Raw genomic sequence first — 20,502 nt, forward strand, 5'->3', positions numbered from 1 at the left:
GCATCTCTGCTTTTTAATTATTCAGTTGTAACACATGTATTGTAATCCTACAGAACGGAAACTCAAGGGTTTTCTTTGTTCTGGACGAATAAGTCCGAATATGCTATACTTATTAAGATAGGCGTATTCCAGTTTCGGATATGATTGGAGGCAAACCATGAGAGATAAAGGAAGGGTGCGGGGAACCTTCAGGACTTACCTGCAGTGGCCGCTTATGATGTCGGTCTTTATGATCCTGCTGACGGCTTTGGTAGCGGCGGTATCCTTAAAGGCGGGGATCATTGTATCGGTTTTCACCCTGATCTATATAGGGATCGCGTTGTGGCTCTACTTTTCCAGAAAAAGGGGGATATTGGCGGGGCTGATCTCATTTTCCTCTGCCTACGGACAGAGCAGCCAGATCCTGATGGAGGAAATGCTGATCCCCTATGCAGTGACAGACAGCAGCGGCCGTCTGCTATGGATGAACCGGGAATTCCGGGAGGTTCTGGCAGTGGATAAGAGCGCTGCGAAAAATATCACAGCCATTTTCCCGGAGGTGACAAAGGAGCTTCTTGCCACAGGCGGGGAGATGATGAGCGTTCACACTACCTATGGTGAGAGGAAGTTCAGAGTAGATCTGAAAGAGATCATGCTGGACCATATGGGATCGGCGGCAGTGGAGTTTGGCGTGGAGGGCAAAGGCGCTTCAGTCACAGCCGTGTATCTGATAGACGAGACCCAGACCTTAAAGTATATGCAGCAGATCCATGACCAGAAGCTGGTGGCAGGCCTTATTTATCTGGACAATTATGATGAGGCCTTAGAGAGCGTGGAGGAGGTCCGCCGCTCTTTGCTCACGGCTCTCATAGACCGTAAGATCAGCAAATATATTTCCGGCATGAACGGTATTGTGAAGAAGATGGAGAAGGACAAATATTTCTTTGTGATCAAGCAGCAGTATATGGCAAGGATCCAGGAGGAGCGCTTCTCTATTCTTGAAGATGTAAAGACAGTCAACATCGGCAATGACATGGCAGTCACCTTAAGTATCGGAATTGGTATGAACGGGGACAGCTACAGCCAGAATTACGACTATGCCAGAACCTCCATTGACATGGCCCTGGGGCGCGGCGGTGATCAGGCAGTTGTAAAGGATGCTGACAAGATACAGTATTACGGCGGCAAGGCCCAGCAGATGGAAAAGACCACCCGCGTGAAGGCCCGTGTGAAAGCCCACGCCCTCCGCGAGCTGATGGAGAACAAGGACCGCCTTCTGATCATGGGACACAGACTGGCGGATATTGACTCCTTTGGAGCAGCGATCGGTATTTACCGCATTGCCATGTCCATGAACAAGAAAGCCAACATTGTTGTAAATGAGGTAACCTCCTCTGTGCGCCCCATGATGGACCGTTTTATCGGAAATGGGGAGTACCCTGAGGATATGTTCCTAAAAGGGCCCCAGGCCCAGGAGCTTGTGGATCCCGGTACCATGCTGGTGGTGGTGGATGTGAACAGGCCCAGTATCACAGATGAACCTTCCCTCCTTCGTATGGTGAAGACCATCGTTGTGCTGGATCACCACAGGACCAGCAGTGAGATCATTGATAATGCAGTGCTTTCCTATGTGGAGCCCTATGCGTCCTCTGCCTGCGAGATGGTGGCGGAGGTGCTGCAGTATATTGCTGACGGCATCCGCGTAAGGCCGGCAGAGGCAGATGCCATGTATGCCGGCATTGTGATCGATACGCAGAACTTTACCAACCAGACAGGAGTCCGCACCTTTGAGGCCGCAGCTTTCCTGAGGAGGAACGGAGCAGACATTACCAGGGTCCGCAAGCTGTTCAGGGAGAACATGCGGGATTATCAGGCAAAGGCCGAGGCCGTCCGGGCTGCAGAGGTTTATATGGATGCCTTTGCCATCAGCGTGTGTCCGGCTGAGGGACTTGACAGCCCCACCATCATTGGAGCCCAGGCAGCCAATGAGCTGCTGGAGATCCGGGGCATTAAGGCTTCCGTGGTTCTGACAGATTATAATGGCACGATTTATTTCAGCGCCCGCTCCATTGACGAGGTCAATGTGCAGGTTATGATGGAAAAGCTGGGAGGCGGAGGCCACCGGACCATCGCAGGCGCCCAGATGCAGAAGGTCTCCATAGAGGAGGCCAAAGAACGGCTGAAAGAGGTTATCCGCCAGATGGTGGAGGAAGGCCAGGTTTCTTAAGAAGTTCAGACCGCGTTTTGGGTGATAAGTTAAGGCAGAGGTAACTGTGGGGGTACTGAACAGTTAAGATAGAGACAGAAAGGAAGAGATCAAAATGGAAATCGTATTATTAGAAGATGTAAAAGCATTAGGAAAAAAGGGACAGATCGTGAAGGTAAACGACGGCTATGCCAGGAACTTCATTCTTCCGAAGAAGCTGGGCGTAGAGGCTACAGCAAAGAACTTAAATGACTTAAAGCTTCAGAAGGCAAATGATGCGAAGATCGCAGCAGAGCAGCTGGCAGCGGCAAAGGCCCTGGGAGAGAAGCTGGAGAAGTCCTCTGTTACCGTTTCCATCAAGGCCGGAGAGGGCGGAAGGGCCTTCGGTTCCGTATCCTCCAAAGAGATCGGCAAGGCCATAAGCGACCAGCTGGGCCTGGAGGTAGATAAGAAGAAGATTGTACTGAATGACCCGATCAAATCCATCGGCAGCTTCGAGGTTCCTGTGAAGCTTCACAAGGATGTGACTGCGAAGCTGGCAGTAAAGGTAGTCGAGGCGTAAGAAATTATGGAAGAAGCTCTGATAAAACGTGTGCTTCCCCACAGTCTGGAAGCAGAGCAGTCTGTGATCGGCTCCATGCTGATGGACCGGGAGGCGGTGATCGCCGCATCGGAGATCATTACAGGCAGTGATTTTTACCAGCAGCAGTACGGGATCATGTTTGATGCCATGGTGGAGCTCTTTAATGAGGGGAAGCCTGTGGATCTTGTGACACTCCAGGACCGCTTAAAGGAAAAGGATGTGCCGCCGGAGGTCAGCAGCCTGGATTTTGTCCGGGATATTGTCACCATAGTCCCCACATCGGCAAATGTGAGATCCTACGCCAATATTGTCAGCGAGAAGGCTGTGCTGCGCAGGCTCATAAGGACAACGGAGGACATTGCCAACACCTGCTATGCAGGCAAGGAGCCTTTGGACAATATTCTGGCAGATACAGAAAAGTCCATTTTTAACCTGCTCCAGAACCGCGGGGGCCAGGAATTTGTGCCCATCAAGCAGGTTGCCATCAATGTGCTGGAAAAGATCGAGGAGGCCTACAAGAACCAGGGAACGGTCACAGGGATCCCCTCCGGGTTTATTGACCTGGATTATAAGCTTTCCGGCTTCCAGCCCTCTGACTTTATCCTGATCGCCGCCCGTCCTTCCATGGGCAAGACGGCCTTTGTGCTGAATGTAGTGGATCATGTGGCAGTGCGCAAGGGCCTGCCCTGTATGATATTCAGTCTTGAGATGTCAAAGGAGCAGCTGGTTAACCGTATGCTTTCCATGGAGTCCAATGTGGATTCCCAGAAGCTGCGCACGGGTACTCTGACTGATTCGGACTGGGATGCAGTGGTAGAGGGAGTGGGGGTCATTGGAAATTCTAAGCTCATCATCGATGACACCCCAGGCATTTCCGTATCAGAGCTCCGCTCCAAGTGCAGGAAGATGAAGCTGGAATACGGCTTAAGTGTGGTGATCATCGACTACCTGCAGCTCATGAGCGGCAGCCGCAAGGGCGGAAACGATAACCGCCAGCAGGAGATCTCCGACATTTCGCGCTCCTTAAAGGCGCTGGCAAGGGAGCTTCACGCTCCGGTGATCGCACTGTCCCAGCTCTCCAGAGCCTGCGAGACGAGAACAGACCACAGGCCTATGCTTTCTGACCTGCGTGAGTCGGGAGCCATTGAGCAGGATGCGGACGTTGTCATGTTCCTCTACCGTGATGATTACTATAATAAGGATACGGAGCATCCCAATGAGGCTGAGGTCATCATTGCGAAGCAGCGTAATGGCCCTATCGGCACAGTGAACCTGATATGGAAGCCGGAGTACACAAAGTTTGTGAATGCGGCAAGGCCTCAGGGAGGCGGCCAGTAAAAATAAATGTCATAATAGCCATTCTCAACGCATACATTAATAGTAAGGCAGGACATGCCTGTTTTAGATGTGAAGGAGAGAATGGCTATGGATGAAGTACATTATCTGATATCGGATGCATCCAAAAAGGTGGATGTGGAGGCCCATGTATTAAGGTACTGGGAAGAGGAGCTGGAGCTTGATATTCCCCGCAATGAAATGGGACACCGGTATTATACGGATCTGCATATCCGTCTGTTTAAGCAGGTGAAGAACCTGAAGGAAAAGGGGTATCAGCTGAAGGCGATCAAGCATGCCTTAGAGCAGGTCTTAGAAAAGGACGGCAAGGCCCAGGGGGAGCTGTCAGATGAGATCCTGGAGCGGGATATGGATGCGGCCTTAAAGGAGTTTAAGGAGGAAGAACGTGGAGGCAGCCTGGCTGCGGTCAAGAGCGATGAGGTGACAGTCCTTTCCATGGAGGATAAGATGGCCCAGTTCCAGCAGATCATGAATCTGATCATTGGAAGAGCTCTGGAGGTCAACAATGAAAAGCTGAGCCAGGATATCAGCAGTCTTGTGAACGAAAAGATGGCAAAGGAGCTGGAATTTCTCCTCCAGGCTTCCGATCAGAAGGAGGAGGAGCGTTTCAGGCAGCTGGATGAGACCATCCGGTCCTATCAGAAGGGCGGACAGGCTGAGGCTGCCGCTGCAAAGGTTCCCTTTTTTAAGCGCAGAAAATTTGGACGCAGCGGAAAAAAGCTGCGGGATGGAAAGAAGTAAAAGGACAGGCCGGAAGGAAAATAATTCCTCCGGCCTTTCAATTTTCTTAAGACCTTAAAATCATATCGCAATCAAACTTAAAATGTGTTAATATGTTGAAGTAAGAGCTGAAAGATACGGAAAGAAGAAGTAAGGAAAGGTACATACTTCAATGGACAGAAAGAAGAGATATAACATACATGCCGTGTGCCGTCTGGCCTTTCAGATGACGGCAGTGGCTGTGATGCTGGGGGGCTGCGGCAGCAGCAAAGAGGCGGAGCCTGTAATGCAGGAGGAGGTATCCTCTGAGCCGGTGGTGATCCAGGCTGTGCCGGAAACGATTGCCCAGCTGGGGTTAGACGGGCAGATACTGCCGGGGTTAAATGATGTGGACCTGCCGGATGCGGAGCCTGCTCCCCAGTACCTGCGCATCGGTGTCCGCCATGAGATCGTAAAAAAGCTCCAGGAAAGACTGATGGAGCTGGGCTTTATGGACAACGATGAGCCCACGGAATATTATGGGGAAGTGACCCAGCAGGCAGTGAAGCATTTTCAGAGACAGAACGAACTGCCCATGGATGGAATCGTAGGAGATACCACCTGGGACGCGATCATGTCTACTGACGCCAAATATTATGCTGTTTCAAAGGGGACACAGGGCGATGATATCCAGAGGATACAGCAGCGTCTCTACGAGCTGGGCTATCTGGCCACGGCAGATCTGGTGACAGGCAACTTTGGAGACTCCACCGAGGCAGCTGTGCTGAAGCTGCAGGAGGTCAATGGCTTAAGCCGGGACGGCAAGGTGGGACAGCAGACATTTAACCTGCTTTACAGTGATGAGATCAAGCCCAATTTCCTCTCATACGGAGAGAAGAGCGATGTGGTCCTGGCATGTCAGGAGCGCTTGAAAGAGCTGGGCTATCTGACTACCACCCCTGACGGCGCTTACGGACAGGACACCGTGGTGGCAGTAAAACAGTTCCAGGCCCGCAACGACCAGGTGGTGGACGGCTATCTGGGCCCATCCACCCGCATGGTGCTAAACAGTTCAGAGGCACGTCCCAACGGCCTCATGTTAGGTGAGCGGGGAGATTCTGTTACCAGGATACAGCAGCTGTTAAGCAAATACGGATACCTTTCTTCTGCCAACGTGACAGGATACTACGGAGAGGTAACAGAGAATGCAGTAAAGAATTTCCAGAACCGCAACGGCCTTACGGCAGACGGACTGGTAGGCGTGCAGACCATGGCAAAGCTGACCGGCGACAATGTAAAGCGCCCGGCAGCGGGGACAGGAGGAAACGCAGGAGGAAGCACCGGAGGCGGGACTGCCGGAAGGAATCCGGGCACAACCGGCGGCGGAAGTACGGGAGGAGCTGCGGGAGGCGGCCAGACCACCTCTCCTTCTGTCAATATACCGGCCAGCGGAGGTGCTTCCACCCTCATATCTATTGCCTCCTCCAAGATCGGAAGCCCCTATGTGTGGGGTTCAAAGGGACCAAACTCCTTTGACTGCTCCGGTTTTGTATACTGGTGTCTGAACCAGGCTGGCGTGAGCCAGAGCTATATGACCTCCTCCGGCTGGCGCAATGCAGGAAGATATACAAAAATTTCTAATTTTGGCGATATCAGAGCCGGGGATATCGTAGTGGTAAGAGGACATGTGGGAATTGCTGCCGGCGGCGGTATGGTGATCGATGCTTCCTCCAGTAATGGCAAGGTAGTGCACAGAAGCTTAAGCCAGTGGTGGGCAAACAACTTTATCTGTGCATGGAGGATATTCTAAGCAATACAAATGAGAAGGTATGAGAGAAGGAGGTTCCTATGCAGACAATACTTGTATGTGATGATGACAGGCAGATCGTAGAAGCGATCGATATTTATCTTACAGGCGAAGGGTACAAGGTAATCAAGGCCTACGACGGCTTTGAGGCTTTGGAAAATCTGGAAAAAAATGAGGTCGATCTGCTGATCGTAGATGTGATGATGCCAGGGCTTGACGGGATCCGCACGACCCTTAAGGTAAGGGAAAACAGCAGTATCCCGATCATTATCCTTTCAGCAAAGTCAGAGGACGCGGATAAGATCCTGGGCCTTAACATAGGGGCAGATGACTATATCACAAAGCCCTTTAATCCCTTAGAGCTGGTGGCAAGAGTGAAGTCCCAGCTCCGCCGCTATACCCAGCTGGGCAATATGAACCAGCAGATGGAGGGACAGGTTTATAAATGCGGCGGGCTTCAGATCAATGATGACAATAAGGAAGTGACAGTGGACGGTGATCCCATTAAGCTGACTCCCATTGAGTACAATATCCTCCTTCTTCTTGTGAAGAATGCGGGAAAGGTATTCTCCATTGATGAGATCTATGAGCAGATATGGAATGAGGAGGCCATCGGTGCAGACAATACGGTGGCTGTCCACATTCGTCACATACGTGAGAAGATCGAGATCAATCCCAGGGAGCCCAAATACCTGAAGGTTGTTTGGGGCGTGGGATACAAGATTGAAAAACAGTAGGTGATGTTATGGAGAGATCCAGGATAAAAATCTACAGGAAGAAAACGACATTGACAGTCATCCATATCCTATTTCTCATTATGGTGGTGGCAGGCATCAGCGTCATGTATTTTAATGCCAATTACGGAAAAGGGATCAAGTGGATCTTCGATGATTCCTATGAGGATTCGGATGCCTTCAGCATCCAGCTGGGAAAGGATATTGAGTATATTTTTTCCTATGTGGGATACAGGGATATGTTTGAGACAGACGGGAAGCTGGATATGCACAAGAAGATCGTGGGTATCACAGACGGCCCCGGCCGCCAGGAGGACTATACCCTGGACTGGATGGTGCGCTACGCGAAGACAAGAGGATATTATCTGGATGAGAATTTTGTCCTTCAGGGCATTCCCACCTCCATGGAGGAGGATGAGAGGGAGGTCGTTATTGATTATCAGATGTACAATCCCCGCCTGCCCAATGACGGCTTTCTGGAAAACAGGATGACAATGGAGGAGCTGTCTCTGGACATATTGGAGCATCTGGGAGAGTATTCCTTCATTTACTACAACTATATTGAAAAACCGGCCAACATGCGGTTCCGCATCGTCTACTGCAGCGACAGCGGGGAAGAGACCGTATACACCAACGCGCCGGATATGAGCCTGGAGGAGTTTAAGACAACAGGAAAATACGTATATATTCCGGGCAATACCATCAAAATGGAAACCAATCTTGCTGCGGTCCCGGTCAACATGGCCCCTTTGCTGGAGTGGTGGAATCCCTATGATAATGACCAGAATTATATGATCATTTCCATTGACACCACATATCCCTATCAGGATGCCTATGCCATAGAGGCCAAAGAATACAGCGATGCCAGAAGCGGGTTTATCCTGGGGATGCAGGGCGTTGCGGCAGGTATCATCGGGTGTATTGTAACCCTGGTGCTGCTGTCGATCCTGTCGGGCCACGTAGATGAGAATAGAGAGGAGATCCAACTCTATCCTGTCGATGAGCTCCACACAGAGTCTTACATACTTCTGTGGGCAATGGGAACAGCTGCCATCCTGTATTTGGGGAGACATCTGGCGATGCAGCTCATTGGCCTTTTTGCCACGGAAAGCCAGATGGATTACTGGAAAAAGGTTGTAAAAGCCACCATACTTTATGGAAGCATGGTGCTGTTCCTCTTTGGCATGCTCCGCCGGTACAAGGCCAGGGCCATATGGGAGAACAGCCTTGCAAAACGGGTTAAGGAGTCGTTTAAGGATTATCTGGGACATATTACCTATGCGGCAGGGATGTGCTTTTGCTATCTGGCGTTCTTATGTGGAAATGCTGCGATGATGTGGGGGCTCCTGTTTGTGTTTGTGTTCAGCAAAGATGCGCTGAGCTACCGCATCATGTTCTATTCCTTTTTCGCCCTGGCTGTGGGGATCGATGGCTTGATGTTCCACTATCTGTTCAAAAAATCCATACAGCGTGATCTTCTGGATGAAGCAGTTTCCAATATTTCCCAGGGGAATACGGAGTATACCGTGAATCTGGAGCGCCTCTCAGGCAAGGAACGGAGCATGGGAGAGCATATCAACAATATCAGCAGCGGCCTCGGAACAGCGCTTAAGGAGCAGGTGAAAAGTGAGCGCCTGAAGGCGGACCTGATCACCAATGTTTCCCATGATATCAAGACGCCTCTCACATCCATTATCAATTACGTGGATCTGTTAAAGAGGGAGAAGATAAGCGATCCGAAGATCGCCGGATACCTGGAGGTCTTGGATCAGAAGTCTCAGCGCCTAAAGACACTGACAGAGGATCTGGTGGAGGCCTCAAAGGCAAGCTCAGGAAACGTAAAGCTTGAGATGTTTGATATCAACCTGGTGGAGCTGGTGCAGCAGACCAACGGCGAGTTTGAGGAGCGCTTTGCCATGCGTCATCTGGAGCTGGTATCCAGCCTGCCGGAGGCAGCACTGATCATCCGTGCAGATGGAAGGCGGCTGTGGCGCGTGCTGGAGAATCTCTATACAAATGCATTTAAATATGCCATGGAGCACAGCAGGATCTATGTGGATGTGGAAGAGAAGGACGGCCAGGCTGTTTTTACCATGAAGAATGTGTCCGAGAATCCTTTGAATATCAGTGCAGATGAGCTGACAGAGCGTTTTGTCAGGGGAGATGTGGCAAGAACTACAGAGGGAAGCGGCCTGGGACTTTCTATTGCCCAGAGCCTTACCCAGATACAGGGCGGCACCTTCCATCTTGAGATCGACGGCGACCTGTTTAAGGCAACTGTCATGTTCCCTATCAGACGATGTGAGCGCCGGGAGGACAGAAATGCCCTGACAAACAGCGCTGATGCCGGGAAGACAGAAGAGGATGGAAAAGAGGCTGAAAGCCCTGCGCCGGAAGCTGAGGAGGAAGCGGCTCTCACAGCGGAGGCGGAAAAGCAGGAGAGAGCGCAGAGCGTTTAGAGGACAAATCTTGAAAATACCCCCGGGACAGTATGTTCCGGGGGCTTTTCCATGGACATATCGCCTGACGGCGACATCACCGGTTATGAAAGTCAGCTGCTTTGCACTTCGTGCTCCCGCAGCTGCCTCCGGTATTCGGAATCCGGCCTGTGGGCCTGCTTCCTCATACCGGCTTGGCTGCCAAATGTCTGTACGTCCTTGCGCGCAAGCACACAGTCCGCACAGCCGCTTGGCAACACTTTCATAGTAAATAATGTGTAAGCAGATCTTATTGGTACTCAAATACGTTGATCCAGCTCTCCAGCAATTCCTTCTCTTCCGGACGCTTGTAGGCTAACTGGGCAGCGGCTACGATTGGGAGCCAGCCCTGTACATAGCGCTTCTCTGTGCCAGTCTTCTCACAGAAAATATCCATGTACATCTCGGCCTTTTTCTTGTCCTTTAAGCTGAGCAGAAGGTAGGTTCTTGCCACATCGGCGCTCGCATTACCCTGGGAAGCGTGTACCCAGTCAATGACGTAAAGCTTGCCGTCATTGCCAACAATGATGTTGGACGGGTTGAAATCGCCATGGCAGAGCTTGGTGTGTTTGGGCATGCCGTCCAGCCTGGTCAGAAGCTCATATCTTTGACTTGCATCCAATTCCTCTACGGACTTGATGGAGCGCATGGTCTTTTCCTTTAATTTGTTAAGGAGCGGGCAGGCCTGAGCATGGATATGAAGGTGGAGATCCACCATCTGCTCCATATACTCACCAATCTTCTCAGGATTTTCATCCATGAGCTGTTCTAAGGTTTTGCCATCCACATATTCCTTAATAATGGACCATTTGCCGTCCACCAGAGTTACCCCCAGGATCTTAGGAATGTTAAGAGCTTCAATGTTCTCTACACGGGCATTACAGAGTGCCTCGTTGAGGACTTCGGCTTTTGGGAATCCATCACAGAATTCCTTGATGACAGTGTCGCCATCACGATAGATGGTTTTCTTCGCACTGCTGAAAATGAGTTCTTTTGCCATAATTATACTCTCCTTCCACACATTATAGACGGTGCTGCAGCAGACTATCTGCCGCATTGATTTTATTCTACTACAACCTGAGATAAAAGTACATACCTAAATTGATAAATTTTTAACGTTCTTTTGGCCTTTCTTTTGACATTAAAAACGGAAAACTGCAGTTCCGTATGCAGGAAGAGGGTAAGCCAGGGAGAATGGCTGTCCGTCGCACTCTGATTTTTCCACTGTGTAGCTCTTCATCTCGCCTGTCTTGTATGCCCCGTGCTTTTCATCCAGGATCAGAGTATACTTGCCCTTCTTCGGAACACCCACACGGTAATCCGCCCGCTCCACAGGCGTGAAGTTGATGACAAAGAGCAGATTCTTCTTACCTGTCTCATCACGGCGGATGAAGCTGAAGATGCTGCGGTCGCCGTCATTGGCATTGATCCACTGGAATCCGTTCCAGTCATTGTCCTGCCGGTAAAGCGCGGGATATTTTTTGTAAAGGTGGAGCAGATCCTTCACATAATTCTGAAGCCCCTTGTGGCTGTCCTCATCAGCCAGGTACCAGTCCAGAGAAACCTTCTCATCCCATTCATGCCACTGGCCGAAATCCTGTCCCATAAAGAGCAGCTTCTTTCCCGGATGGCCCATCATGAAGGTGTAGCCGGCCTTTAGGTTGGAGAACTTGTCCTCTCCCAGTCCCGGCATTTTGTTGATCATGGAGCATTTTAAATGGACCACCTCATCATGGGACAGAACCAGGATATAATTTTCACTGGTAAAGTAGGTGAGACCGAAGGTCATGCGGTTGTGGTTGTATTTGCGGAAATAGGGATCCAGCTTCATGTACTCCAAAAAGTCGTGCATCCAGCCCATATTCCACTTAAAGGTAAAGCCAAGCCCATCGTCCTCCGGCTTTCCTGTCACCTTTGGCCAGGCCGTGGATTCTTCGGCAATGACAAGAGCGCCGTGATTGCGTCCCTGAACCACACTGTTTAGATGCTTAAAAAATTCGATGGCCTCCAGATTCTGGTTGCCGCCGTATTTGTTTGCAACCCACTGACCGTCCTTGCGCCCGTAATCCAGGTAGAGCATGGAAGCCACGGCATCCACACGAAGGCCGTCCACGTGGTACTTTTCCACCCAGTAGAGGGCATTGCTGATCAGGAAATCCTTTACCTCATTCTTGCCATAGTCGAATACTTTTGTTCCCCAGTCAGGATGCTCGCCTTTTCTGGGATCTGCATACTCAAATACAGGCTGTCCGTCAAAATCAGCCAGTCCATGGGCATCCTTTGGGAAATGAGCAGGAACCCAGTCAAGGATGATACCGATCCCATGGCGGTGGAGGTAGTTCACAAAGTACATGAAATCCTTTGGTGCGCCGTAGCGGGAGGTGGGAGCAAAATAGCCGGTTACCTGGTAGCCCCAGGAGCCGTCAAAGGGATGCTCTGCGATTCCGAGAAGCTCCACATGGGTGTAGCCCATTTCCTTGACATAGGCAGCCAGCTCATGGGCAGCCTCTGCGTATGTATAGTAGCCATCCTTTTCCGGGCGGTCCTTTTTGCGCCAGGAGCCCAGATGGACTTCGTAAATGCTCATGGGCTGCTTTTGCACATCAGCCTGGGAGCGTTTCTCGATCCAGCCTGCATCTGTCCATTTGAAGCCTTCGATATCGGCTGTGATGGAGGCTGTGCCTGGGCGGTATTCTGCGCTGAAGGCAAAGGGGTCTGCCTTGTAAAGGATCTTGCCGGATTCTGTGGTGATGGCAAATTTGTAAAGCTCTCCGGTTTTCATGCCGGGATTAAAGTATTCCCAGATGCCGGATTCAGAGATCTTTAACATTTCGTTTGCTTCCGGATTCCATCCGTTGAAATCGCCTACCAGATGGACGGCCTTTGCGTGAGGCGCCCAGACTGCAAAGTAGATGCCGTCTTTTCCTCTGTAGGTTTTGGGATGGGCGCCCAGCTTCTGGTAGATATCGTAATGAGTGCCTGCTCCAAAAAGATAGCAGTCCAGGTCCGTGATAAAGCCCGTAGCTTTATGAGCCTTTTTGACCGGTGATGTTTTGCTGGCTGTTGATGTGCTGCGTGTGCGCTTCCCGCTTGTCCCTGTCGGTTGTTTTTTTGCTGGCATATCAGTTTTCCCCCTTGATCATAAGGACAGCTCCCCAGTTGCCCTTTATTTTAATGTGGATCTTTCCATCTATAATAGGAAGAGACTCTTTCGATTCTTCTAAAAGCAAAACAGCTTCCCTGGCCTGTACAGGTACAGGGATCCAAAGCTCTGCTTCCTTGTCATCATTGTTGACAGCAGCTATGATCACGCTGTTCTTGCCGTGCCGGGCATATGCATACTGTCGGTTGGTAAGGAGCAGCTCCTGGTAGCGGCCTGTATGAAGTGCTTCCTCTTCCTCATGGATGCGTCCCAGGCGGGAGATCCAGTCCGTGAGCTCACAGTGGAGCTTATCCTTTTCCGCGATGGAAATGGCAGGACGGAGATCATCATCGCTTGTGCGGGTGCGCCTTCCCTCCACACCCCATTCACCCCCATAATAAATAGAAGGAATGCCGGGCAGAGTCATGAGGCAGAGGTAGACAGGGAAGAGATGCTCCTTCTTCTTTAATTTGCTTGCGATCCTGTCCTCATCATGATTGTCCACAAAGGTGTAGAGCTGCCGTCCTATGGCCTCTAAACGGCGTACATTGTGGGCGATCTCAAAGAAGTTATGGTCATTAAAGCCGGAGTAAATGCTCTTGTGGAGTTCATAGTTGGTGACGGAGTGGAGCATTTCCGGATTTACCCAGCGGCTGTAATCTCCGTGGATCACCTCTCCCATGAGCCAGAAATCCTCCTTCATGGAAGCAGTCTCCCTGCGCAGCTCCTTCATGAAACCAAATTCCAGCACATTGGCACAGTCAAGACGGATGCCGTCAATGTCAAATTCCTGTACCCAGAAGCGGATAACGTCAAAAAGGTACTGCTTTACTGCCGGATTGTACAGGTTCAGGCAGGGCAGCTCAAAATGTCCCTGCCAGACCTCGTATCCAAAGGGATCACCGCAGGGACTCTGCCAGTCAAAATTTACACCCTTGTACCAGTCCTTGTAGGGAGAATCCCATCTCTTTTCACGTATATCCTGAAAAGCAAAAAATTCACGGCCAGTGTGGTTGAACACGCCGTCCACCACGACCTTGATGCCGCTTTCGTGGCAGAGGGAGACGAATGTTTTAAAGGAGTCATTGTCGCCCAGACGCCTGTCAACCAGCTTATAATCCCTTGTATCGTAGCCATGGCTGGTGGATTCAAACAATGGCCCTATGTAGATGGCATTGCAGCCCAGGGAACGGATGTGGGGAATCCATAGGTTCAGGCTCTCAAAGCGGTTGACTACGGTTTCAGTGTCATTGTGTTTAGGGGCTCCCGTCATCCCCAGGGGATACATGTGATAAAATACTCCCTTTTCATACCAGGTACTCATGATGTGTCATCCTCGCAATCTTGTATAGTTTTGTGTGCCGGGAGACCGGCAAGGTGGCATTTAGGTCTCCTGGCTTTTGAACTTTCTTAAAAGGAACTGATATCGCAGCTGGGCTGCATTCAGCTCATAAATATAGCAGTCGATCAGGGTGGGATCCACCACCTGTTCGAAGTGGTTCCGGGCAGTGTCAATGGCCCAGCGTGTACGCTCGATCTCTGCGCGCAGCAGAAGGAGCTCCGGCTGTATGTTGGCGCGCTTGGCGGCGCGGCGGAGGCTTTTGCTTATAGGTCTGGCCTGGATGGCGCTGGCGCCGTTATCGGCCAGCGCTGCTGCACGTCCGGCCTTTTTCTGCTCATGGCCTGCAGTGCTTTCTGTTTCCGGCTCAATTGCCTGGGGTCCGGCCGCAAGGCTGGCAGCAAAGCCGGAAGCAGAGGCCGCTGTCTCCCGGACTGCTTTTAAAAATTGTAGCATCATGTTCATCTCCCAAATATTGATAAAAATAGTATATCTGGAAAATGTCATTTTATGCATTGTCCGGCGGCCGGAGCACTAATACAAAAACTCCTCCAGCCGGTATCCCAGCTCCATTAGGGTGCGGTTTGTTTCCCGCAGGGTCAGATAGTAATAATTGGCCGTGCCCTCCTGGCGCACTCCCACCAGCCCGGCATCCTTTAGGATCTTCAGATGATGAGAGATCGCTGGCCGGGATAGGCTTGTACGCCGCGTGATCTCATTGACATTCAGACCATGGCGTTCAAAATTAATAGAGTCAGAAGAGGGTGTCCCCTTCATGGCTTCCTCTGTCAGAACCTCAATAATGGACAGGCGCATCTCATCGCCCAGAGCAATGAATAAGGGCATACAGATGTGAAACTGTTTCTGCAATTCCTGTGCTGTTGTCATGTGCCGATCCCTCCTTTGGTTTAAATTTTTAAACCTTTTATATTTTACCATTATTGGTGTATGAGGTCAACCCTCCTAGTTACAATTTTTGCCGAAAATAGTCTTGACTTTCCGGGAAAAATCCTTCATAATGAAGGAGCATTCAGAAATTTCTATTTTTCATTCTATGATTCAAGGATAATGCAAAGGCCTGCTTCAGGCAAAGGATTCCGGCAGACAATGACAGGAAAGAATAACAGCAAAAGTGCATAGCTGGCTTTGAAAGGGGGAATTGTATCCAAAATCTGTTTCGATGTGTGGCTTGGGCTGCCCTGGGAGCGGCTGCAGCGGTAGATGCAAGGGAGTACCGGATCCCTAACAGGATCCTCTTTTTGGGGATGGCGGGAGGCTTTTTGGACAGGCTTTTGGCTGCAGGAGAGGCTGGGGAGCTGGAGGCCTGGGCTGCGGCAGCGGGATTTTTACTTAGGGCAGCCGTTGTGACGGCCGGGGCATTTCCGTTTTTTGCAGCGGGAATGGCTGGCGGCGGAGATGTGAAGATGATGGCTTTTCTTGCCGCGTGGATGGGCCTGAAAAAAGGGGCCTTGGCTGTTGGTATTGGATTTGTTCTGGGAGCTGTTCTGGCTCTCTGGAAAATGCTGCATCATGGCAGCATATGTCAAAGATTTCTGTATTTAGCTGCCTATATCAGGCGTTTGATCCAGGAAAAGGAAATTACATTATATTATGAGGCCGGCCGGGATGGGCGAAGCTGTGTAATCCCGCTGGGAACGTGTTTTTGCGCAGGAGCGTTTGTTGTGGGAATTTGGGGCAGGAGCATGGGATAAAAGATGGGAAGGAGCGTTTCTGAATGCGGAAAAGCTGCTGCGAGGGCAGGGCAGGAACAATGTGAGAGAAGGGAGGCATACAGGAATATATGGTAAAAATGATGGCGGTTTTTGATGAGGATCCTGTTTACGCGGAGAAATTGGCGGATTATGTAAATCAGAGGGAGAAGCTGCCCTTTACTGCCATGGCATTTTCAAGCCTTGAGAAGCTGGAGCAGTATATGAAGGAGCATCCGGTGGAGATCCTTCTGGTGGGGGAAAAGGCCGTCCAAAAGGCGGCCGAGCTTAAGGCGAACAATGTGATGGTTCTGTGTGAAGGAGAGCTTAAGGAGGCAGGGGCGGAAAGGGCTTCGATCTATAAATATCAGTCCGGGGATTGTATTATGCGGGAGGTGATGGCAAACTATGGCTGTTTGCAGGCAGAGCCTGCCCTTGCACTTGTTGGCCGGAAGGCGCTGGTGCATGGGGTCTATTCTCCGGTGAACCGCTGTATGAAATCCTCCCTGGCGCTGACCATCGGGCAGGTTCTGTCGAAAAATATGTCTGTGCTTTACCTGAATCTGGAAGCCTATTCCGGTTTTTCCAGGCTGGTCTGCGGCGAATACCAGACAGATCTGTCCGATGTGCTCTATCTGTACCGGCAGGGGACGTTTCATTGGATGAAATTAAAGTCCATGGTTTATACCTGGGGAAGCCTTGATTATATTCCTCCGGTGCGGTATGGGGAGGATCTGAATGAGGTACTGGCAGAGGATCTGGCACTGCTTATCGGGAAGATCGCCAGGGAGAGCGGATATGACAGGCTGGTAGTAGATCTGGGGCAGACCGGGCGGGGAGCCCCGGCGCTTCTGGATGCCTGTGACGTGATCTATATGCCTGTCAGGGAGGACTGTATTTCCATGGCAAAGATCGAGGAATTTGAGGAATATTTGTCCATTGCCGACGGAGGACGCATACGGGAGAAGATCCAGAAGCTGAAGCTCCCTGCTCCTAAGGTTTATCACAGGAGAGAGGGATATATGGAGCAGCTTCTCTGGGGAGAGCTGGGAGATTATGTGAGGCGCCTTTTGGGAAGCGATGGGGGAGGTATGGAAGGCAGATGACCGGAGAGGAAAAGCCAGGAATGGGGGCAGCAGAAACGGGGACAGCCGGAATCGGGGCAGTGGGGATCAGGGCTGCAGGAGCAGGGATTCGGGCCCAGCTTCGCAGCGAGGTCATGGAGGAGATACAGGACAGGCGCCATATGGAGGACGAGGAACTGTTTGCGGCCATTGACCGGGCTATCGGGCAGAAGGGGCAGCAGATCTACCTTCCCTTAAAGGAACGTCTGTGGCTGAGGAACAGTCTCTATGACAGCTTCCGCAGGCTGGATATCCTGCAGGAGCTTTTGGATGATGAGCATGTGACAGAGATCATGGTAAATGGGGCCGGGAAAATATTTATAGAAAGGGATGGCACGGCAGAGCTGTGGGACAGGGGCTTTGAAAAGCCAGAGCAGCTGGAGGACATTATCCAGCAGATTGTAGGGCGGGTGAACCGGGTGGTGAACGTGTCAACTCCCATCGCAGATGCCAGGCTGGAGGATGGCTCACGAGTACATATCGTGCTTCCGCCCGTGGCCCTTGACGGCCCGGTAATGACGATCCGTAAGTTCCCGGTTCCTATTACCATGGAAAGGCTGATACAGGGAAACGCGCTGACAGAGGAGGCAGCCCTGTTTCTGGAACAGCTGGTGGAGGCCAGGTACAACCTGTTTATAAGCGGCGGGACCAACTCCGGGAAGACCACATTTTTAAATGCCCTGTCCTCCTTTATCCCCCAGGAGGAGCGGGTGATCACAATCGAGGATTCCGCGGAGCTTCAGATCACCCAGGTGCCAAACCTGGTGCGGTTAGAGACCAGGAATGCGAACACGGAGGGAGAGGGAGAGATCACCATAAGCCAGCTGATACGGGCATCTCTCCGCATGAACCCGGACCGGATCATCGTGGGAGAGGTCAGGGGGAAGGAGACTCTCGATATGCTCCAGGCCATGAATACAGGACATCCGGGCTCCCTGTCCACAGGCCATGGGAACAGCCCGGCGGATATGATCAGCAGGCTGGAGACCATGGTGCTGATGGCGGCAAGCCTTCCCTTAGATGCCATACGCAGGCAGATCGCATCGGCGCTGGATGTGATGGTGCACCTGGGAAGGCTGAAGGACGGCAGCAGAAGAGTGCTGTCTATTGTGGAGATAGGAGGAGTACGCGATGGGACGGTGGAGCTGGAAACGCTCTATGAATATGACAGGGAGGAAGGCTGCCTCAAAAAGACAGGGGAGCTTAAAAGCAGGGAAAAGCTTAGAACGGTATGAGATCTACCGCCTTTCTGTCAGGGAGTGGGCGCTGTATGGGGCACAGGGAGCAGCTGTCAGCGGACTGGCGGCCTATACCTTTTACCGAAGCTGGATCGCATTTGCAGTGATGCTCCCTCTGGGGCTCTGCTATCCCCTTTATAAAAAGAAGGAGCTGAAAAAGGAGCGGCTGAGAAGACTTACCATACAGTTTAAGGAGGGCATTTTAGTCCTTTCCTCTTTCTTGAGCGCCGGGTATTCCCTGGAAAACAGCCTTGCAGGAAGTGTGGAGGAGCTGGGTATCCTGTATGGCGAAAAGGCCATGATCACGGAGGAGTTCCGCCTGCTGGCGGCAGGAGTGAGGATGAACCGCCCGGCAGAGCTTCTCCTGGCTGATTTTGGAGAGCGCAGCGGTATCGCAGACGCAGACAACTTTGCCCAGGTATTTGCAGCTGCCAAGCGGAGCGGAGGGGAGCTGGTGGATATTATCAGCCACACGGCAGGGATCATCCGGGACAAGATACAGGTCCAGGAGGAGATCCACACCATGACAGCCTCCAGGATGCTGGAGCAGAAGATCATGAACAGCATTCCCTTTGGGATCGTGCTGTATATCGATGTGACATCTCCGGGCTTCTTTCGGATGATGTATGGGTCTTTGGCCGGGCGGGCCATCATGACAGTATGTCTGGGAATGTATGTGGCGGCAGTGCTGCTGGCGGGCCATATTTTGGATATTGAGGTGTGATGATGGAAATGCAAACAGGGAAAACCGGTGGCAGAAGGTACAGAAAGCAGGCAGCCTGCCTGGCCGCAGGGCTGGTGTTGGGAATAGGGGCCCATTGGACTTATGTCAAGGGAAGCCTTGGGGAAAATGGAAATGTGCTGGAGCGCAATTCCTATGGACAGGGCCAGATATCCTATGAGCTGGTGGCAGAGGGGATTTTGGAGGAGGAGATCCCTCTCAAGCTTACCCTTGAGGAGCGTTCTTATACCAGGGAGGAGGCCCATCAGGTATATGAGAGGATATTGGAGGAGCTGCCGCAGTATATTTTGAAGGAAAATCCCTCATTGAACGAGGTGAGAAGTGATCTGGAGCTTGTTACCTCGTTGGAGCAGTATGGAGTAGGACTGAAATGGAGGTCAGAGGAGCCGGAGCTGATCGACTCCTTTGGGACGGTTCATTCGGAAGGACTGGAGGAGTCCGGGGCAGAGGTGTTTTTAAGTCTGAGGCTCTCGGAGGGAAACTGGCCGGAGGAATTTGAGATCCCGGTGCGGCTTCTGCCGCCGCTTTTAACAGAGGAGGAGCGGCAGAGAGAGGCATTTTTAGCCTATATGAAAGAGGAGGAAAGCCGGCAGAGAACAGAAGCGCAGTTTCAGCTCCCGTCTGCATTTGAAGGCCGGGACATATCCTACCGCAGCAGTGAGGGCTCCCCCTTTTGGAGCTTGGCCCTTCTGGGCGTGTTTGCCGCCCTGGCTGTGAGTATAAAGGAAAAGGAGGACGGGCGCAGGAAGAAGGAGGCCAGAATGCGCCAGATGCTGTTAGACTATTCGGAGGTGGTCTCAAAGCTTGTGATCTTTCTGGGAGCAGGGATGAGTATACGGACAGCCTGGGACAGGGTCTCAGAGGATTATCACAGAAGGGCAGAGGCGGGAAAACGTCCCAAGCGGTATGCGTACGAGGAAATGTACGCTGCCAGCTGCCAGATGAGGACGGGCGTCCCGGAAGGACGTGCATTTTCGGAATTTGGAAGGCGGTGCGGCCTCCAGCAATATATGAAATTAAGCGGCCTGCTGGAGCAAAGCCGGAAAAACGGCTCTAAGAACCTGAGAGAGGCTCTGAAGCTGGAAATGACAGACGCCTTTGAACTGCGCAAGCACCAGGCCCGCAGGCTGGGAGAGGAGGCGGGTACCAGGCTGCTGGCGCCGCTGTTTATGCTTTTGGCAGTGGTAATGGTCATGATCGCGGTTCCGGCGCTTATGGAATTCCGTTAGACGCTGTACGCTTAGCAGGCTGGGGAAAAGATTTTCATCCATTGCTGCGCACGGATTGAAGCATGAAAGAAGAGGAGGAATGAGGATGGATATGAGAAAAAGAGCAGAAGAGCTTATGAGAGATGAGCAGGGGGTAGG

17 protein-coding genes are annotated in these 20,502 nt (G+C 51.6%); 12 read left to right on the forward strand and 5 right to left on the reverse strand.

The genetic code is table 11. From position 1 onward, the window contains the following. Positions 1-157 precede the first annotated feature (157 nt). The 7 genes from LIZ87_RS04580 (at position 158) to LIZ87_RS04610 (ending at position 9,823) form a co-directional block, all read left to right on the forward strand. The gene (locus tag LIZ87_RS04580; RefSeq protein ID WP_178313838.1) at positions 158-2,206 is read left to right on the forward strand and encodes a DHH family phosphoesterase; all 2,049 of its coding nucleotides are present in this window, start codon (positions 158-160) and stop codon (positions 2,204-2,206) included. Between the two features lie 94 nt (positions 2,207-2,300). After that, a complete protein-coding gene (gene rplI / locus LIZ87_RS04585) occupies positions 2,301-2,747 on the forward strand; it encodes a 50S ribosomal protein L9 (RefSeq protein WP_178313836.1) in 447 nt (148 codons plus the stop codon). Between the two features lie 6 nt (positions 2,748-2,753). After that, positions 2,754-4,106, forward strand: coding sequence for a replicative DNA helicase (gene dnaB, locus LIZ87_RS04590; RefSeq protein ID WP_178313834.1), 1,353 nt, complete (start codon positions 2,754-2,756; stop codon positions 4,104-4,106). Between the two features lie 87 nt (positions 4,107-4,193). After that, positions 4,194-4,865 (forward strand): MerR family transcriptional regulator, encoded by a 672-nt coding sequence (locus LIZ87_RS04595; protein WP_178313832.1) that lies wholly within the window; start codon positions 4,194-4,196, stop codon positions 4,863-4,865. Between the two features lie 205 nt (positions 4,866-5,070). Beyond that, the gene (locus LIZ87_RS04600; protein WP_227145730.1) at positions 5,071-6,633 is read left to right on the forward strand and encodes a C40 family peptidase; all 1,563 of its coding nucleotides are present in this window, start codon (positions 5,071-5,073) and stop codon (positions 6,631-6,633) included. 38 nt (positions 6,634-6,671) lie between these two features. Further along, complete coding sequence (locus LIZ87_RS04605) at positions 6,672-7,367, forward strand: response regulator transcription factor (protein WP_227145545.1); 696 nt, start codon at positions 6,672-6,674, stop codon at positions 7,365-7,367. An 8-nt stretch (positions 7,368-7,375) separates the two neighbouring features. After that, positions 7,376-9,823 (forward strand): sensor histidine kinase, encoded by a 2,448-nt coding sequence (locus tag LIZ87_RS04610; protein WP_227145547.1) that lies wholly within the window; start codon positions 7,376-7,378, stop codon positions 9,821-9,823. A 268-nt stretch (positions 9,824-10,091) separates the two neighbouring features. Here LIZ87_RS04610 and LIZ87_RS04615 read toward each other — a convergent pair whose 3' ends face one another. From LIZ87_RS04615 to LIZ87_RS04635, 5 genes are all read right to left on the reverse strand, one after another. Further along, on the reverse strand, positions 10,092-10,841 hold the full coding sequence (locus LIZ87_RS04615; protein WP_178313824.1) for an aminoglycoside phosphotransferase family protein: 750 nt from the start codon (positions 10,839-10,841) through the stop codon (positions 10,092-10,094). A 141-nt stretch (positions 10,842-10,982) separates the two neighbouring features. After that, positions 10,983-12,962, reverse strand: a complete 1,980-nt coding sequence (gene glgB, locus LIZ87_RS04620; protein ID WP_227145549.1) for a 1,4-alpha-glucan branching protein GlgB — start codon at positions 12,960-12,962, stop codon at positions 10,983-10,985. Position 12,963: 1 nt separating this feature from the next. Beyond that, the gene (locus tag LIZ87_RS04625; protein ID WP_178313820.1) at positions 12,964-14,307 is read right to left on the reverse strand and encodes an alpha-amylase family glycosyl hydrolase; all 1,344 of its coding nucleotides are present in this window, start codon (positions 14,305-14,307) and stop codon (positions 12,964-12,966) included. 60 nt (positions 14,308-14,367) lie between these two features. Next, entirely contained in the window at positions 14,368-14,592 is a 225-nt protein-coding gene (locus tag LIZ87_RS22840; protein ID WP_178313848.1) for a YaaL family protein, read from the reverse strand. A gap of 264 nt (positions 14,593-14,856) precedes the next feature. Beyond that, positions 14,857-15,210: an ArsR/SmtB family transcription factor gene (locus LIZ87_RS04635; RefSeq protein WP_178313818.1), complete on the reverse strand. Its 354-nt coding sequence runs from the start codon at positions 15,208-15,210 to the stop codon at positions 14,857-14,859. 296 nt (positions 15,211-15,506) lie between these two features. Here LIZ87_RS04635 and LIZ87_RS04640 point away from each other — a divergent pair, with 296 nt between their 5' ends. From LIZ87_RS04640 to LIZ87_RS04660, 5 genes are all read left to right on the forward strand, one after another. Continuing rightward, entirely contained in the window at positions 15,507-16,034 is a 528-nt protein-coding gene (locus LIZ87_RS04640; protein WP_178313816.1) for a prepilin peptidase, read from the forward strand. 89 nt (positions 16,035-16,123) lie between these two features. Further along, entirely contained in the window at positions 16,124-17,137 is a 1,014-nt protein-coding gene (locus LIZ87_RS04645; RefSeq protein WP_227145551.1) for a hypothetical protein, read from the forward strand. A gap of 113 nt (positions 17,138-17,250) precedes the next feature. Next, positions 17,251-18,390 carry a CpaF family protein gene (locus tag LIZ87_RS04650; RefSeq protein WP_227145731.1) on the forward strand — a complete coding sequence of 380 codons (1,140 nt, stop codon included), beginning with the start codon at positions 17,251-17,253 and terminating at the stop codon, positions 18,388-18,390. Continuing rightward, the gene (locus LIZ87_RS04655) at positions 18,287-19,117 is read left to right on the forward strand and encodes a type II secretion system F family protein (RefSeq protein WP_227145553.1); all 831 of its coding nucleotides are present in this window, start codon (positions 18,287-18,289) and stop codon (positions 19,115-19,117) included. Before LIZ87_RS04650 ends, LIZ87_RS04655 begins: the two co-directional genes overlap by 104 nt. Beyond that, positions 19,117-20,364 (forward strand): type II secretion system F family protein, encoded by a 1,248-nt coding sequence (locus tag LIZ87_RS04660; protein ID WP_178313812.1) that lies wholly within the window; start codon positions 19,117-19,119, stop codon positions 20,362-20,364. The genes LIZ87_RS04655 and LIZ87_RS04660 overlap by 1 nt, the downstream gene beginning before the upstream one ends. Positions 20,365-20,502 lie beyond the last annotated feature (138 nt).

Origin of the sequence: Lacrimispora sp. 210928-DFI.3.58, from assembly GCF_020554865.1 — a bacterium.
Lineage (GTDB): Bacteria > Bacillota > Clostridia > Lachnospirales > Lachnospiraceae > Enterocloster.